Origin of the sequence: Sphingomonas sp. Leaf33 (assembly GCF_001421785.1) — a bacterium.
GTDB lineage: Bacteria > Pseudomonadota > Alphaproteobacteria > Sphingomonadales > Sphingomonadaceae > Sphingomonas.
Genome location: NZ_LMLB01000001.1, coordinates 510,778 through 527,218, shown reverse-complemented (window position 1 = coordinate 527,218; position 16,441 = coordinate 510,778). Strand labels below are relative to the sequence as shown.

12 protein-coding genes are annotated in these 16,441 nt (G+C 68.3%); 4 read left to right on the top strand and 8 right to left on the bottom strand.

All coding sequences use genetic code 11. The features are described from left to right. Positions 1-32: 32 nt before the first annotated feature. From rpe to purH, 3 genes are read left to right on the top strand one after another with little or no spacing between them, the layout of a single operon-like run. Positions 33-704 carry a ribulose-phosphate 3-epimerase gene (gene rpe, locus ASE86_RS02650; protein ID WP_056422003.1) on the top strand — a complete coding sequence of 224 codons (672 nt, stop codon included), beginning with the start codon at positions 33-35 and terminating at the stop codon, positions 702-704. Further along, entirely contained in the window at positions 701-2,440 is a 1,740-nt protein-coding gene (locus ASE86_RS02645) for a heparinase II/III domain-containing protein (protein ID WP_056422001.1), read from the top strand. The genes rpe and ASE86_RS02645 overlap by 4 nt, the downstream gene beginning before the upstream one ends. A 9-nt stretch (positions 2,441-2,449) precedes the next feature. Next, positions 2,450-4,015 (top strand): bifunctional phosphoribosylaminoimidazolecarboxamide formyltransferase/IMP cyclohydrolase, encoded by a 1,566-nt coding sequence (purH, locus tag ASE86_RS02640; protein ID WP_056421999.1) that lies wholly within the window; start codon positions 2,450-2,452, stop codon positions 4,013-4,015. Positions 4,016-4,128: 113 nt separating this feature from the next. Here the strand turns inward: purH and ASE86_RS02635 are convergent, their stop codons facing one another. The 6 genes from ASE86_RS02635 to ASE86_RS02610 form a co-directional block, all read right to left on the bottom strand. After that, positions 4,129-5,619 (bottom strand): lipopolysaccharide biosynthesis protein, encoded by a 1,491-nt coding sequence (locus ASE86_RS02635; protein WP_056421998.1) that lies wholly within the window; start codon positions 5,617-5,619, stop codon positions 4,129-4,131. Between the two features lie 153 nt (positions 5,620-5,772). Then, positions 5,773-8,547: a DNA polymerase I gene (polA, locus tag ASE86_RS02630; RefSeq protein ID WP_056421997.1), complete on the bottom strand. Its 2,775-nt coding sequence runs from the start codon at positions 8,545-8,547 to the stop codon at positions 5,773-5,775. A gap of 216 nt (positions 8,548-8,763) precedes the next feature. Then, positions 8,764-9,426: a ligase-associated DNA damage response endonuclease PdeM gene (gene pdeM / locus ASE86_RS02625; protein ID WP_056421996.1), complete on the bottom strand. Its 663-nt coding sequence runs from the start codon at positions 9,424-9,426 to the stop codon at positions 8,764-8,766. Between the two features lie 40 nt (positions 9,427-9,466). After that, positions 9,467-10,399, bottom strand: a complete 933-nt coding sequence (locus ASE86_RS02620; protein WP_056421994.1) for a retroviral-like aspartic protease family protein — start codon at positions 10,397-10,399, stop codon at positions 9,467-9,469. A gap of 292 nt (positions 10,400-10,691) precedes the next feature. After that, entirely contained in the window at positions 10,692-13,115 is a 2,424-nt protein-coding gene (locus ASE86_RS02615; RefSeq protein WP_082441615.1) for a ligase-associated DNA damage response DEXH box helicase, read from the bottom strand. Between the two features lie 71 nt (positions 13,116-13,186). Then, the gene (locus ASE86_RS02610; protein WP_056421991.1) at positions 13,187-13,375 is read right to left on the bottom strand and encodes a hypothetical protein; all 189 of its coding nucleotides are present in this window, start codon (positions 13,373-13,375) and stop codon (positions 13,187-13,189) included. A 98-nt stretch (positions 13,376-13,473) separates the two neighbouring features. On the opposite strand from ASE86_RS02610, the gene ASE86_RS02605 reads away from it, so the two are divergent. Next, complete coding sequence (locus tag ASE86_RS02605; protein WP_056421989.1) at positions 13,474-14,472, top strand: ligase-associated DNA damage response exonuclease; 999 nt, start codon at positions 13,474-13,476, stop codon at positions 14,470-14,472. A 19-nt stretch (positions 14,473-14,491) separates the two neighbouring features. Here ASE86_RS02605 and ASE86_RS02600 read toward each other — a convergent pair whose 3' ends face one another. Together ASE86_RS02600 and rpoN are read right to left on the bottom strand one after the other, a co-directional pair. Continuing rightward, positions 14,492-14,863, bottom strand: coding sequence for an STAS/SEC14 domain-containing protein (locus ASE86_RS02600; RefSeq protein WP_056421987.1), 372 nt, complete (start codon positions 14,861-14,863; stop codon positions 14,492-14,494). Positions 14,864-14,929: 66 nt separating this feature from the next. Beyond that, positions 14,930-16,381, bottom strand: a complete 1,452-nt coding sequence (gene rpoN / locus ASE86_RS02595; RefSeq protein WP_056421985.1) for an RNA polymerase factor sigma-54 — start codon at positions 16,379-16,381, stop codon at positions 14,930-14,932. Between the last annotated feature and the right edge of the window lie 60 nt (positions 16,382-16,441).

The window sequence follows — 16,441 nt, the reverse complement described above, 5'->3', positions numbered from 1 at the left end:
CCCTCACGCCCGCGTGCGTAAGGGCAGCGGGCATGCAGCCGGTCCGCATCGCACCCTCCATCCTGTCCGCCGATTTCGCCCGCCTGGGTGAGGAAATCCGCGCGATCGACGCCGCGGGCGCCGACTGGATCCACATCGACGTGATGGACGGGCATTTCGTACCGAACATCACGATCGGCCCGGCGGTCGTAAAGGCGCTGCGCCCGCACAGCCCCAAGCCGTTCGACGTCCACCTGATGATCTCGCCGGTCGACGCCTATCTGGACGCGTTCGCCGAAGCGGGCGCCGACATCATCACCGTGCATCCCGAAGCCGGCCCCCACGTCCACCGCACCGTCCAGCATATCAAGGGGCTCGGCAAGCGCGCCGGCGTCGTGCTGAACCCGGCGACGCCGGCCAAGATGCTCGATTACCTGATCGACATGGTCGACCTGGTGCTGGTGATGAGCGTCAACCCCGGCTTCGGCGGGCAGAGCTTCATCCAGAGCCAGCTGAAGAAGATCGCCGCGATCCGCAAGATGATCGACATGTCGGGCCGCCAGATCGACCTGCAGGTCGATGGCGGCGTCGATGCCGCGACCGCGCGGGCCTGCGTCGATGCGGGTGCCGATGTGCTGGTCGCCGGCAGCGCGACCTTCCGCGGCGGGCCCGATCGCTACGCCGCGAACATCCGCGCGCTTCGGGGTGAAGACGCGACCGCATGAGCACCGCGCCGCCCGACGACCTGCCCGTCGACGGGATCGACGAAGGCAAGCGGCTGATCCGGGTCGGTGGCGACACCGGCCTGTCGCTCGCCGAGCGGCTGGCCGAGCGCTTCCACCGGCTCACCTGGCGCACGCCGCTCCACGGGCTGCGCCTGCGCGGCAAGCATCCGCTGAAGCTGATTACGGTCGCCGACGATCCGTTCGCCGGCGACCCGCCGCGCGGGCGCGCGCTGCTCGACGGGCATATCTCACTGCGCGGTGAGCGCCGCGCGATCGAGGGGCTGGACGCCACGCTGCCCGGCGCATCCCGCGCCTTTGCCGACCATGTCCACGGTTTCGGCTGGCTGCGCGACCTGTCGACCGTCGCGCCGCGCACACAGGGCGCCCCGATCGCCGAGGCGATCACCCGCGCCTGGCTCGGCGCCCATGGCGAGACGGTGTCCGACCCGGCGTGGCGGCCCGACCTGACCGCCAGGCGCATCCTGGCGTGGGTCGCGCACGCGCCGCTGATCCTGTCGTCGGCGGACCTCGTCTATCGATCGTCGGTGCTCCACGCGATCGCGCGCGGCGCGCGCCACGTCGAGCGGACCGCCGACAAGGTGCCGGCCGGCGCCCCGCGGATCGCCGCCTGGGCCGGGGTCATCGCGGCCGGCCTGATCATCCCCGGCGGCGACCCGCGCCGCGTGTTCGGCGAAGCGGGCATGGTCCGCGCGCTGACCGCATCGGTGTCCGACGACGGAGGTACCGTCATGCGCTCGCCCGCCGGACAGCTCGATGCGCTGATGACGCTCGTCGCGCTGCGTGCCGTCTATGCCGCACGGCGGATGGAAATGCCTGCGCAGATCGAAATGGCGATCGGCAAGCTCGTGCCCGCGCTGCTCGGTGTCGCGCACGGCGACCGGGGTCTGTCGAGCTGGCAGGGCGGCGGGCCGATCTCGGGCGAGACCATCGACGCGGTGATCGCGGCGAGCGATATCCGCACCCGCCCGCTGCGGCAGGCGCGCGGCTGGGGCTATCAGCGGCTGGCGAATGCCGGCACCGTTCTGATCGTCGATGCCGCCCCGCCGCCGGTCGGACAGCTGATCGACGGCGGCTGCGCCTCCACGCTGGCCTTCGAGATGTCGGACGGCGCGAATCGGCTGGTCGTCAATTGCGGCGGCGCGCGCGCGGCCAACGCACAGCTGCCCCCGGCCCTGACCGAAGGACTGCGCACGACCGCCGCCCATTCGACACTGACGCTCGGCGATTCCAATTCGACCGCGCTTCAGGCCGACGGGACGCTGGGCCGCGGCGTCCGCGAGGTCGAGCTGGCCCGCGCGGAAACCGACACCGTCAGTCGGATCGAGGCGAGCCACGACGGCTACGTCCGCCGCTATGGCCTGACCCACCGTCGCCAGATCGCGCTGGGCGCCGACGGCCGCGACGTGCGCGGCGAGGATTCGCTGCTGGCGACCGGCAAGGGGCGGCGGCGTTCGGGGCCGCTCGGCTTTGCGATCCGCTTCCACCTCGCGCCCTCGGTCGAAGTGTCGCCGACCGCCGACGGCCAGGCCGCTCTGCTGCGCCTGCCCGGCAACATCCTGTGGCAATTCCGCTGCAAGGGCGGCGCGCTCAGCGTCGAGGAAAGCCTGTGGATCGACGGTGACGGCCGGCCGCATCCGACCGAACAGCTCGTCGTCACCGGGGAAACGCCCCCCGGCGGCACGAGCGTCAGCTGGTGGTTCCACCGCTCCAGATAAGGACCGAACATGACCGACGTACCCATCCGCCGCGCCTTGCTCTCGGTGTCCGACAAGACCGGCCTCGTCGATCTCGCCCGCGCGCTCGGCGAACAGGGCGTCGAGCTGGTATCGACCGGCGGCACCGCCAAGGCGATCCGAGACGCCGGCATCGTCGTGCGTGACGTATCGGACCTGACCGGTTTCCCCGAGATGATGGACGGGCGGGTGAAGACGCTGCACCCGGTCGTCCACGGCGGCCTGCTCGCGCGCCGGGATACGGCCGAGCACATGGCCGCGGCCGACACCCACGGCATCGGCATGATCGACCTGGTCGTCGTCAACCTCTACCCCTTCGGCGCGACCGTCGCGCGGGGCGCGGAGCGCGGCGACATCATCGAGAATATCGATATCGGCGGCCCGAGCATGGTGCGATCGGCCGCCAAGAACCACGCGCACGTCGCGATCGTCACCGATCCGGCCGATTACGCGACGGTCGCGCGCGGCGTGACGACGCTCGACGAGCGCCGCAGGTTCGCCGCCAAGGCGTTTGCCGCCACGGCCGAATATGACGCGATGATCGCCAGCTGGTTCGCCTTCGCCGACCAGGGCGAGCAGTTCCCCGAGCGTCTGAGCGTGCCGCTGAAGCGCGGCCAGGCGCTGCGCTACGGCGAAAACCCGCACCAGTCGGCCGCACTCTATCTGCCCGCCTTCGCGCCCGCCGGCAGCATCGCCGACCATGTCCAGGTGCAGGGCAAGGACCTGTCGTACAACAACCTGAACGACGCCGACGCCGCGCTGGAACTGGTCGCCGAGTTTCGCGACGGACCGCCGACCGTCGTCATCGTCAAGCACGCAAATCCGTGCGGCGTCGCGACCGGCGACACGCTGGTTGAGGCGTATGAAAAGGCGCTGGCCTGCGACAGCGTGTCGGCATTCGGCGGGATCATCGCGGTCAACCGTCCGCTCGACGGCCCGACCGCGGAGGCGATCAGCGGCATCTTCACCGAAGTCGTCGCAGCACCCGAGGCCGACGATGCGGCGAAAGCTGTGTTCGCGAAGAAGAAGAACCTGCGCCTGATCCTGACCGGCGCGCTGCCCGACCCGGCGCGTCCGGCCATGATGCTGAAGTCGATCGCCGGCGGGATGCTGCTGCAAGGCCGCGACGGCGGACAGCTTGGCGACCTGACCGTCGTCACCAAGCGCCAGCCGACGGAGCAGGAGCTCGTCGACTGCCGCTTTGCTTGGACAGTCGCCAAGCACGTCAAGTCGAACGCGATTGTCTATGCCAAGGATGGCGCGACTGCAGGCATCGGTGCCGGGCAGATGAACCGCCTGGAAAGCGCGCGCATCGCCGCATGGAAGGCAAAGGATGCCGCCGACAAGGCCGGCTGGGCAGAGCCGAAGACAATCGGTTCGGCAGTGGCGTCGGACGCCTTCTTCCCCTTCGCCGACGGCCTGCTCGCCGCGGTCGAAGCGGGCGCGACGGCGGTCATCCAGCCGGGCGGCTCGATCCGCGACGATGAGGTGATCGCGGCGGCCGATGACGCGGGCCTCGCCATGGTCTTCACGGGCATGCGCCACTTCCGGCACTGAGACCTCCCCCGTTCGCCCTGAGCTTGTCGAAGGGCTGCCCTTCTTCGTGCCGCACGCAAGAGGCCGTGAAAGAAGGGCAGTGCTTCGACACGCTCAGCACGAACGGGTGAAGGTTAAGCGTTCGCTTCAGCCTTCGGCATCTTTCGGAACAGCGCGCGGTCTTCCTCGCCGAATGCCCATTTCCACAGCACGAAGGCATAGGTCGCGGCGATCGCGGGCACGCCGATCAGCAGCTCGGCCCATTCGAACCGCTTGGGCAACCTCGTGAACGCGAAGCCGACCAGCACCGCCGCGATCACCGCCCAGACCAGCGGCCAGCGGATCGGGTTGACGCTGGCGCCGAGCAGCCGCGTCAGGAAGAACGCCTTCGCCAGCGATCCGCAGGCGAGCGCGATCATCAGCGCGACCGCGACCCCCGCCGCCTGATAGTTGATCGGCCAGCCCGCCCAGCGCATCGCCAGGATCAGCGCGAAACTCAAGCCGATCTGGAACGCCAGCACGCAGACTGAGATCATCAGGTTGCGATGCCGGGCGATGTAGACCAGCGCCGATTCGCTGACCGCACCGGGCGAGGCCAGCACCTCGGCGATCAGCAGGAAGGCGAGCGCTGCGGTGCCCGCGACGAACTGTGGGCCGACGACGCCCATCACCGCTTCGCCCGGGATCGACCCCATCAGCGCGAGCATCCCCTGCGCCGCGACGATCCAGAAGCCGACCTGCCGTACCTGCCGCGCCACCGCCGCGCGGTCGTTCTCCTTCAGGCTGTGGGTAATGACGGGGCCCAGCACGGGGTCGAAGCTGGTCTTCAGCTTGGCCGGCAGCGACGACACCTGTTGTGCCATGTAATAGATGCCGACGACGGTCGGCGTAAACATCAGCCCCAGGATGAAGCGATCGACGTTACGCGTCGCCCATTCGAGCGTGTCGGCGCCCGCCAGCGGCGCATTGGCGCGCGCCAGCGCGAACAGCGGTCGCAGCTCGGGCTTCCACCCCTTGGGCACGCCATAGCTGCGCACGAACGGGATCAGCGACGCGGTCAGCGCCGCGACCATCGAGACGGCATAGGCAAAGATCAGCCCGTCGCGCGCAGACACGTAATAGAAGCCCCACGCCGCGATCGAGATCGTCCACGGCTCGATCACCGCACGCGCGGTCACCGTGGCCTTCACATTCAGCCGGTACGCCAGCGCGGCGAGGCTGATGTCGGACCAGGCGACCGCGATCACGATCAGGCTCAGGAATCGTTCGGCGCCGTAGATTTCGCTGTTTGGGTACATCGCCTCGGGAAAGACGAAGAGTATTGCCGTGGCGATCATCGACGCGACGAACGCCACCGCCATCGCGTCCCACGCGACGCAGACATGCGGCCGATCGGTCGCGGTCAGCGCCTGTGCGAGCCCGCGCTTGAGCCCAAGCGTCGCGACCAGCGCGGCGAATTCGACCACCACCACCGCAAGCGCAAAGCGTCCGACGATATCCGGACCGTAGAGGCGCCCTGCGATGAACAGGAACGGCAGCCGCGCGAGCAGCCGCAGCGCGAAGCCCGCGATGTTCGTGCGCCCGCCCTTGGCGAGCGCGGCGATGTCCTGCTGCGACTCAGCCATTCCACACCCGGTTCGGGCTGAGCGTGTCGAAGCCTGGCCCTTTCTTCCACGCAGAAGAAGGGCAGCACTTCGGCCAGGGTCCCATCAAAGTAATACTTTGATGGGTGCCCGACTTGCTCAGTGCGAACGGGATTTGGGGCACGGAACCGGCGATCAATGCGCCGCGCCCCAGCTGGGGCCGGTCCCGATCTCGACCCCCAGCGGCACGGTCAGCTTCACCGCCGGCTCGGCGGCCGTCTCCATGACGCGTCGGATGACCTCGGTCGCCGCCGCGACATCGCCCTTGGGCAACTCGAACACCAGTTCGTCGTGGACCTGGAGCAGCATCCGGACATGGCCCAGCCCCGCGTCGGCCAGTGCCGGGCCCATCCGCGTCATCGCGCGCTTGATGATGTCGGCGCTGGTGCCCTGGATCGGCGCGTTGATCGCGGCGCGTTCGCTGCCGGCGCGCTCGTTCGGGTTCGACGCCTTGATCCGCGGGAAGTGCGTCTTTCGCCCGAACAGCGTCGACGTATAGCCACGCGCTTTCGCCTCGGTCAGCGTGTCGGCGATGTAGCGGTTGATGCCGGGGAAGCGTTCGAAATAGCGGCTGATCATCGCCTGCGCTTCGTCCGGCGTCACGTCCAGCCGCCCGGCCAGCCCCCAGCGCGAGATACCGTACAGGATCGCGAAATTGATCGTCTTGGCGCGACCGCGGGTGTCGCGGTCGACCGTGCCGAACAGTTCCTGCGCGGTCATGCTGTGGATGTCGTCGCCGCGTTCGAACGCCTCGCGCAGCTGCGGCACGTCGGCGATGTGCGCGGCCAGGCGCAGTTCGATCTGCGAATAGTCGGCGGACAGGATGAGGTTGCCCGGCTCGGCCACGAACGCGTCACGGATCTGACGGCCGGTCTCGGTGCGGATCGGGATGTTTTGGAGGTTTGGATCGGTCGACGACAGCCGCCCGGTCTGCGCGCCGGTCAGGCTGTAGCTGGTGTGGACGCGGCCGGTCGCCGGATTGATCTGCGCCTGCAACGCGTCGGTGTAGGTCGACTTCAGCTTCGACAGCTGGCGCCAGTCGAGCACCTTCACCACCATCTCGCGGCCGGGCGAATCCTTGTCGGCGGCGATCCGTTCGAGCTCGTTCACATCCGTCGAATAGACGCCCGACTTGCCCTTGCGCCCGCCCTTGATCCCCATCTTGTCGAACAGCACGTCGCCCAGTTGCTTGGGGCTGCCGATCGCGAACTTGAACCCGGCGATCGCGTGGATTTCCTCCTCGCGCGCCGCGATCTGGGTCGAGAAATCGGCCGAAAGCCGGGCCAGATGATCGGCGTCGACCTTGATCCCGTGCATCTCCATGGTCGCGACGACCGCGGGCAGCGGGCGATCGACCATCTCGTACACCTGGGTCGAGCCTTCGAAGGCGAGGCGCGGCTTCAGGCGCCGCCACAGCCGCAGCGTCACGTCGGCATCCTCGGCGGCGTAGCGGGTGGCGGCCTTCAGATCGACTTCGTGGAAGCCGATCGCCTTCTTGCCCGTCCCCGTCACATCCTTGTACGCGATGCAGCTGTGCGACAGGTGCGTCGCAGCGAGCTCGTCCATGCCGTGGCCGTGCAGCCCGGCGTCGAGGTCGAAGCTCATCACGATCGTGTCGTCATAGGGCGCGACGGTCAGCCCCAGCCTCCCGAGCACGATCATGTCGTACTTCAGATTGTGCCCGATCTTGAGGACGCTCGGATCCTCGAGCAGCGGCTTCAGCTTCTTGATTACGACAGCCCGGTCGATCTGAGGCGGCCGTTCGGCGAACATGTCGCTGCCGCCGTGGCCGATCGGCACATAGCAGGCGAGGTTCGGCGCGAGCGCCAGGCTGACCCCGACCAGTTCGGCGCGAGTAGCGTCGAGCCCGGTCGTCTCGGTATCGATCGCGACGAAGCCCTGATGACGCGCGATCTGGACCCAGTGGTCGAGCCGTTCGGGATCGACTACCGTCTCGTACGCATCGTGATCGCACGGCGGATCGGCATCGACCTCGGGCATGCCGGGAGCCGCAGGCGTCTCGACCGGCGCATCCGCCGCACTCGCGCCGGTGCCAAGCTTCGCCAGCAGCGATTTGAAGCCATGATGCTCCAGGAATGCGCGCAAGGGGGCGTCGGGAATGCCCTTCAGCTCCAGGTCTTCCAGCGCGTCGGGCAGCGGCACGTCGCAGGCAAGCTCGACCAGTTTGCGGCTGATCCGTGCGCTTTCGGCGAACTCGATCAGATTGTCGCGCAGCTTGCCCTTCTTCATGGTCTCGGCCGCGGCGAGCACGGCTTCGACGTCGCCATGTTCCTGGATCAGCTTGGCCGCGGTCTTGGGACCCACGCCGGGCACGCCGGGAACGTTGTCGACGCTGTCACCCATCAGCGCCAGCACTTCGCCGACCTTGCCCGGCGGCACGCCGAACTTCTCGAAGACCTCCGCTGACCCGATGCGGCGGTTGTTCATCGTGTCGAGCATGTCGAGGCTGCCGTCCTCGACGAGCTGCATCAGGTCCTTGTCGCTGCTGACGATCGTGACCTGCCACCCCTGCGCCAGTGCCGCCTTGGCGTAGCTGGCGATCAGGTCGTCGGCTTCCCACCCGGCTTCGTCGATGCACGGAAGGCTGAACGCGCGCGTCGCATCGCGGATCATCGGGAACTGGGGTATCAGGTCCTCGGGCGGCGGCGGGCGGTGCGCCTTGTATTTATCGTAGAGTTCGTTGCGGAAGCTGACCGACGACTTGTCGAGCACGACCGCCATGTGCGTCGGCCCATCCGCCTTGTGCAGGTCGTCGGCCAGCCGCCACAGCATCGTCGTATAGCCATAGACCGCGCCGACCGGCTCGCCATGCTTGTTCGTCAGCGGCGGCAGGCGGTGATAGGCGCGGAAGATGTAGCCGGAGCCGTCGACCAGGTAGAGATGGGGCATGACCGGGCGATAGCAGGGGGCGGGGGTTAGCTAAAGCGGGTTGCGTGCACTTCGTCGGTGGCCGCGCACTCCCTTCCTTCGTCACCCCGGACTTGTTCCGGGGTCCACTATGCCGCTACGGAATTCCTCGAGCCCAAGGTCCTTCCCAAGCCGCCTGGTGGACCCCGAAACACGTCCGGGGCGACAGGCTGGGGGGATGGCGAGCGTCAGGCCTCGCTACGCCGCGATCGGGAACCGCAGCAGCCGGTCGTCGAGCGCCACTATCGCCTGCGCGCCCGTCCCCACCGCGCGGACGATCTCGGGATGGTCGACGTCCAGCCCGCCGGTCAGCGCACCGAACGCCGGCAGGATCAGCTTGGTCGGCGTCGCGACGAAGCAGCGCCGCGCGACCTGTTTCCCCCGCACCCGCACGCGCAGCTTCGGGTGGAAATGCCCCGACAGTTCGGGCCGCGGATCGCTGGGGCAGGCTTCGTGGCGCAGGACTAGGCCACCCACCACCGCCTCATCGACGATCTCGCCGCCGCAGTGGTCGACGAGGCCCGCGTCGTGGTTGCCGGTGATCCACGTCCAGCGCGTCGCCGCGGTCAGTGCGCGAAGGCGTTCCTGCGCGACTTCGGGCAGGCGTTCGCACCCCTTCGCATCATGGAAGCTGTCGCCCAGGCACCAGATTTCGGCAGCGCCGGTCCGGGTCACCAAGGCGGTCAGCGCATCGAGCGTGACGAGCGAATCATAGGGCGGCAGGTGCTGGCCGAAACTCGCGAACCAGCTCGCCTTTTCGAAATGCAGGTCGGCGACCAGCAGCGCGCGCCGCGCGGGCCAGTACAGCGCGCCCTCGCGCAGCGCGTCCAGCTCGACACCAGCGAACGAAAAGCGAACCATATGCCGCCCTTACACGCACGCGACTCGGCGTTTCAAGGGGTTAACAGGCGATGCGACACGTCGATGCCGGCCGGATCCCCCGCGGCAGCAGGAACCGCGCCTCGCGGTTGGCGAAGTCGATGTCGACGCGGCGGAACGACTGCAACGCATCCATGCCGAGCATCAGCGCCGGGCGCCTGTCGAGCCCGAAATGCGCAAACGGTGCGACATCGGCAAAGGCGATCGGCATGTCGGTGAACTGGACGCTCGCCAGGCGGATGCGGCCTGCGCGACCATAATCCGTCGTCACCGTGCCGCCGGTCACGCTGTGCAGGATCAGCGGCCGGAAGCGGCCGGTGCGCTGCATCAGCCGCTTCAACGCGGAATTGCCGACGGTGATTGCGGACCCGGTATCCAGCACCACGCGCACCTTCGTCCCGTCGACATCCGCGTCGGTGACGATCAACTGCCCCATCGTGGAACGAGCGCGCACGACGATCTCACCCGGCACGGCGATCGGTGTCCGCTTGAGCCTGACCGACGGCGCCACCGCCATCGTCCTCGCATCCAGGTCGATGATGACCTTGTGATTCTGCAGCGTGTCGATGCCGAGCAGTCCCATCCCGCCCAGATTCTGCGCGTCGAGCGCGGGCGCGTCGATCCGGCCGATGCCGGGCACGCTCGACAGGCTGAGCGACGGGATGATGACGGTGCCGACCCGCGTCCGCCCGCTCATCGTCACGACGTTGACCGCGCCCGCCGAAGCCAGGCCAAGCGTGCTCGCCAGCTGGCGCGAGATGACGGTGCGTTCCGACCCGGTGTCGATCACGAAGCGGAACGGCCCGGCACCGGCGATCTGCACGGGTACGGTCATCCGGTCCTCGACCACCGTCAGCGCGACCGGCGCGGTGTCGGGCGGCGGCGGCGCCTGTGCGACATCGGATGCGATCGGCAGCAGGCCGAGCAGCGGCAGCAGGATGGCAGGAACGCCCATCGCAACCTCTCCAGGATATGCCAGCAGGCTATGCCTGCGCAGGACGGCGCGCAAGTATCTCACACCCCCGCCCCAAGCCTTCCTCGCCCCCGCGAAGTGGGGGCCCCCCTGTCTCAGTCTCCGGTCATCAAAAGCCCGTCATTCCCGCGTAGGCGGGAATCCATCTCCCGCACTCGCCTGGCGGACAGACCGGGAGATGGGCCCCCGCCTGCGCGGGGGCGAGGAGCGGCTTGCCTAGCGAAGCCGCGCTCAACGGGGGATGAAGTCCCGCCTGCGCGGAAACACGGGCGACCTAATCCAGCGCCATCGCCTCGGCCGCCAGCGCCTCCGCTTCGGTCAGCAGCGCATCGTCGGCCGCGCCCGACTGCGCGACGCTCTCGCGCCCGATCAGCACCATCACCGGCACCGCCAGCGGGCTGATGCGGTCGAGCCGCGCGTGCAGCATCGTACCCTGCGCCCGGTCGAGCAGGTCGGCCAGCCGCCCGACGTCGGTCATCCGCGCGCGCGCATCGTCCCACGCCGCCTGAAGCAGCAGGTGGCCGGGCTCGTACTTGCGAAGAACGTCGTAGATCAGGTCGGTCGAGAACGTCACCTGCTTGCCCGACTTGCGCTTGCCGGGATGCTGGCGCTCGACCAGGCCACCGATCACCGCGACCTCGCGAAAGGCGCGTTTCAGCAGGTTCGATCCCTGCACCCAGTCGACGAATTCATGCTCCAGGATTTCGGGCGAGAACAATGCCGCGGGGTCGTCGATCGGCTCCAGCCCGTAGCAGGCCAGCGCATAGTCGTTCGATACGAACCCCAGCGGCTTCAGTCCCAGCGCCTCCATCCGGCGGGTGATGAGCATGCCCAGCGACTGGTGCGCGTTCCAGCCTTCGAAGCTGTAGGCGATCATATAGTGCCGCCCCTCGCGCTCGAACGTCTCGACCAGCAACTGGTCGGGCGCGGGCAGCATCGAACGGCGGTCCTGGACCTCCAGCCATTCGCGCACGTCGGGGGGGAAGCGGTGCCACTCGCTGCGATCGTACAGGAACGTGCGGACGCGGTGCGCGAGATTGGTCGACAGCGCCATGCGCGTTCCGACATAGGTCGGAATGCGCGCGGGCTTGGTCGTCGCGCGGACCCACAGGTCGGCGACATCCATCCGCTCGACCTCCAGGCTGAGCCCTGCGAAGAAGAAGGTGTCGCCGACCGACAGGCTGGAGGCGAAATATTCCTCGACCGTGCCGAGCTTGCGACCGTTCTTGAACTTCACGTCGAGCGTGACGGCATCGACGATGATCCCGGCGTTCAGGCGGTGCTGCGCGACGAAACGCGGGTGGCTGACGCGCCAGATGCCGTCCGGGCCCTTCGTCAGCCGCTTGAACTTGTCGTAGGCGCGCAGGGCATAGCCGCCGTCGGCGATGAACTGCAGCACCCGGTCGAAGGTCTCGTCGGGCAGCGCGGAATAGGGGAGCGCGCTGCGGACCTCGCCAAGCAGTGCGTCGCGCTCGAACGGCGCGGCGCAGGCAACACCCATGATATGCTGTGCCAGCACGTCGAGCGCACCGGGGCGGAAGATGTCGGGGTCGAGCTCGCCCGCCTCCACCGCGTCCAGCGCCGCGCGCGCTTCCAGATATTCGAAGCGGTTGCCCGGCACGAGCACCGCTTCGGACGGTTCGTCCAGCCGGTGGTTGGCGCGGCCGATCCGCTGGAGCATCCGGCTGGAGCCCTTGGGCGCGCCCATCTGGATCACGCAATCGACGTTGCCCCAGTCGACCCCCAGGTCGAGGCTGGCGGTCGCCACCAGCGCGCGCAGTCGCCCGTCGGCCATCGCGGTTTCGACCTTGCGTCGCGCTTCCTTGGCAAGGCTCCCGTGGTGAACGCCGATCGGCAGGCTCTGGTCGTTCTCCTTCCACAGATCCTGGAAGATCAGCTCGGCGAGGCTGCGCGTGTTGCAGAAGACGATCGTCGTCCGACGCGCCTCGATCTCGCGCATCACCTGCGGTGCTGCATAGCGCCCCGAATGACCCGACCACGGCACGCGGCCCTGCGGCAGCAGGATCGCGATGTTCGGCTCGGCACCGGGTTCGCCGCGGACCAGGCGTACCGTGTCGATGTCGCCATCGGGTGCAAGCCACGCGCGGTATCCGTCCGGGTCCGCCACCGTCGCCGACAGCGCCACCCGGCGCATGGCGGGCGCGATCGCCTGCAATCGGGCAAGGCCGAGCGCCAGCAGGTCGCCGCGCTTGCCGGTCGCAAAGGCATGGACCTCGTCGATCACCACCGTTTTCAGGCGCGCGAACATCTCGAAACTGTCCGGATAGCTCAGCAGCAGGCTCAAGCTCTCGGGCGTCGTCAGCAGGATGTGCGGCGGTTTCGCCCGCTGGCGCGCCTTGCGATCGGACGGCGTGTCGCCGCTGCGCGCCTCGACGCGGATCGGCACCCCCATCTCCTCGATCGGGGTCATCAGGTTGCGCTGCACATCGACGGCAAGCGCCTTCAGCGGCGACACGTAAAGGGTGTGAAGACCATCGAAACCGGGCGTCTCGATCAGGTCGACCAGACTGGGGAGAAACCCCGACAGCGTCTTGCCGGCGCCTGTCGGCGCGACCAGCAGCGCGTGTTCACCGGCACGCCCTGCCGCCAGCATCTCGCGCTGATGGCGACGCGGCGACCAGCCGCGCGTGGTGAACCAATCGGTGAGTCGAGAGGGAAGATCGGGGAGAGGCGTCACGTATCAGCGATATAGGACGCGCGCGCGGGCATCCCAACAGCATCGCACCGACCCGGGAATTGGCGGGGCGGTCAGTGGTGGGACTCGTGCGATCGGTCCGCCCGCTCCTGCCGCTCGTAATTCGCGCGCGTCGCCTCTTCCGTGCGCTGCTCCGCGGCCTTCGACCGCCGGTTGCCCAGGACGACCCACGCCAGCACCGCTATCAGCACCAGCGGGCCGACGATCGTCAGGATGCTCCAGAATCCGCCGCCCGTGTCCATGTCGCAAACCTCTCGGAAGAAAGCCTTTCTCGCCCAACGAACCCCGCGCGCCAAACGATCCGCCGGAACACCCTGGTCGCTCGGACGCTTGCGTACCCATGGCGAGATTGGGCGATTGGGTGCAGCCCCACCCGACGGGCATCTACCTGCCGGCGGCGGACGTATGGATCGACCCGTCGGTCCCGGTTCCGCGCGCGCTCGTGACACACGGCCACGCCGACCACGCCCGCGGCGGGCATGGCGAAGTCTGGGCGACGCCCGAGACGCTGCAGATCATGGAAGTCCGCTACGGCCCGCAGACCGCACGCCCGGTCGCGTACGGAGAATCGCTGACGCTGGGCGATATCGAGGTCAGCTTCGCACCCGCCGGCCATGTGCTCGGCTCGGCGCAGATCGTGCTCGACCACCGCGGGGAGCGCATCGTCGTATCGGGCGACTACAAGCGCCGCGCGGACCCGACCTGTGCGCGCTTCGAAGCGGTCAAATGCGACGTCTTCGTCACCGAAGCGACTTTCGGACTGCCGGTGTTCCGCCATCCCGAGACCCATGACGAGATGGACAAACTGCTCGCCACGCTGCGCGCCAACCCGGATCGCTGCGTGCTGGTCGGCGCCTACGCGCTGGGTAAGGCGCAGCGCGTGATCCGCGAGTTGCGCGTGATGGGCTTCGACGACCCGATCTACATCCACGGCGCGCTGCAACGGTTGTGCGACCTCTATGTCGAAAACGGCATCGACCTGGGCGACCTGCGTCCGGCGATGGGTGTCGCGAAGGCCGAACTGATGGGGCGCGTCGTCGTCGCCCCGCCGTCCGCGCTCAACGACCGCTGGTCGCGCCGCCTTCCCGACCCGATCGCGGCGATGGCCAGCGGCTGGATGACCGTGCGCCAGCGCGCGCGACAGAAGAACATCGAATTGCCGATCATCCTCAGCGATCACGCCGACTGGGACGAACTGACCGCGACGATCGAGGAACTCCGCCCGCGCGAAGTCTGGGTGACGCATGGCCGCGAGGATGCGCTGGTCCACTGGTGCGCGATGCGCCAGATCAAGGCGCGCGCCCTCGACCTGGTCGGATTCGAGGACGAGGACGATTGACCCCACGCAAGGCGGCGGCTCAGCCCCCCTCCGCCAACCAACCTTCCGCTTCCTCCCGCGCCAGGAACAGGCGCGCCGTCCGGTTGCCCATCGCGCGCTGGACCTGGGTGCGTGCCAGCGTCGGAGATACGACGAAGGCGATGCGGCGGCGGGCGTAGAGCGGATCGGCCATGTTCTCGCGAAACGCCTCCACCACCTGCTGCGACTGGATGCGCATTTCGCTGATGTCACACAGCAGGCGTTGCTGTCCGGGATCACCGCCCAGCGCCCGACTCGCCTCGGTCATCGCGGCGCGGTAGCGGGCCACGTCGTCCAGGGAGAAGAATCCCGCCATGCGAACGTCCAGCAGGTTCAGGTCGCGTCGGGTCTCGATGGCGAAGGCAGCGTTCATTCCGGTACGCTAGCGTTCCGAATTTGAAGATTCGGTAACCGGCTACATCCGGGGTCTCGCTGCTGTTCAGGCGGCCGCGCCCAGCGCCTTTTGCCGGCGCCGCTGGACCGAACTGCCGATCCCCATGGCCTCGCGATACTTGGCGACCGTCCGCCGGGCGATATCGAAGCCCTTTGCCTTCAGCAGGTCGACCAATGTGTCGTCGCTCAGGATCGCCTTGGGGTCCTCGGCCGAAATCAGCGTCTTGATCGCCGCCTTCACGGCTTCCGCCGATACCGCTTCGCCGCCGTCGGCCGACGCAATCGCGGAGGTGAAGAAATATTTCAGCTCGAACACGCCGCGCGCGCAGCTGAGGTATTTGTTCGACGTCACGCGGCTGACGGTCGATTCGTGCATCTCGATCGCTTCGGCGACGCGGGCTAGCGTCAACGGGCGCAGGTGCGCGACGCCCTTCAGGAAGAATGCCTCCTGCTGTTTTACCAGTTCGGTCGCGACCTTGATGATCGTGCGCTGGCGCTGGTCGAGCGCCTTTACCAGCCAGTTGGCGCTGGCGAGGCAATCGCTGAGCCACGCCTTCGATGCCTTGTCGCCGCCGACGCTCGACAGTTCGGCATGATAGCGGCGGTTGACCAGCACGCGCGGCAGCGTCGCCGAATTGAGCTCGATCCGCCAGCCGGCCGCGGTCTTCGTTATGAACAGGTCGGGGACGACCGCGGGCGCGCTTTCCCCACCGTAGCGGCAACCGGGCTTGGGATCATAGTCGCGCAACTCGCGGATCATGTCGGCCAGGTCTTCGTCGTCGACGCCGCAGATACGCTTCAGCCGCGCGCGCTCGCCGCGTGCCAGCAGGTCCAGGTTGTCGATCAGCGCCGCCATCGCCGGGTCGTAGCGATCGGCCTCCCTGGCCTGGAGCGCGATGCATTCGCCAAGGCTGCGCGCGCCGACCCCGGTCGGGTCGAGCGTCTGGACCTGCGCGAGCACGCCCTCGACCCGCGCGAGCGGCACGCCCAGCCGATTGGCCATGTCGAGGAGCGGCGCGGTCAGATATCCCGCCTCGTCGATCTGGTCGATCAGGTGCGCGGCGATGAACAGGTCGGCGCCGTCGACCACCGCGCCCGCCTGCGCGAGCAGGTGATCGGCGAGACTGACATCGGGGTTGGCGAAGCCGTCGAGGTCCGGGCCGTCCTCGGGCGCGGCGCCGTTTCCGGTCCCCGACAGCCCCATCGATCCGTCGCGGTCGCCGGGCGAATCATTCTCGAACGCCGACGCGGTGTCGATGTCGAGCGCCGCTTCGCCGTCGCCGCCGCCGGCCTCCGCGGGTTCGACGATCACCGGCTCGGGCGTATCGACCGCGTCGGTCGAGCCGGCCTCCAGCAGCGGGTTCTTCTCGATCTCCTCAGCGATGAAGCCTTCGATTTCCAGGTTCGACAGCGCGAGCAGGCGGATCGCCTGCTGCAACTGCGGCGTCATCACCAGCGATTGCGACTGGCGAAGGTCGAGGCGCGGGGCCAGGCTCACCAAACTCCTCCCCGGTACGGGGAGGGGGACCGTTCGGCGCCAGCCGAAGGGTGGAGGGGG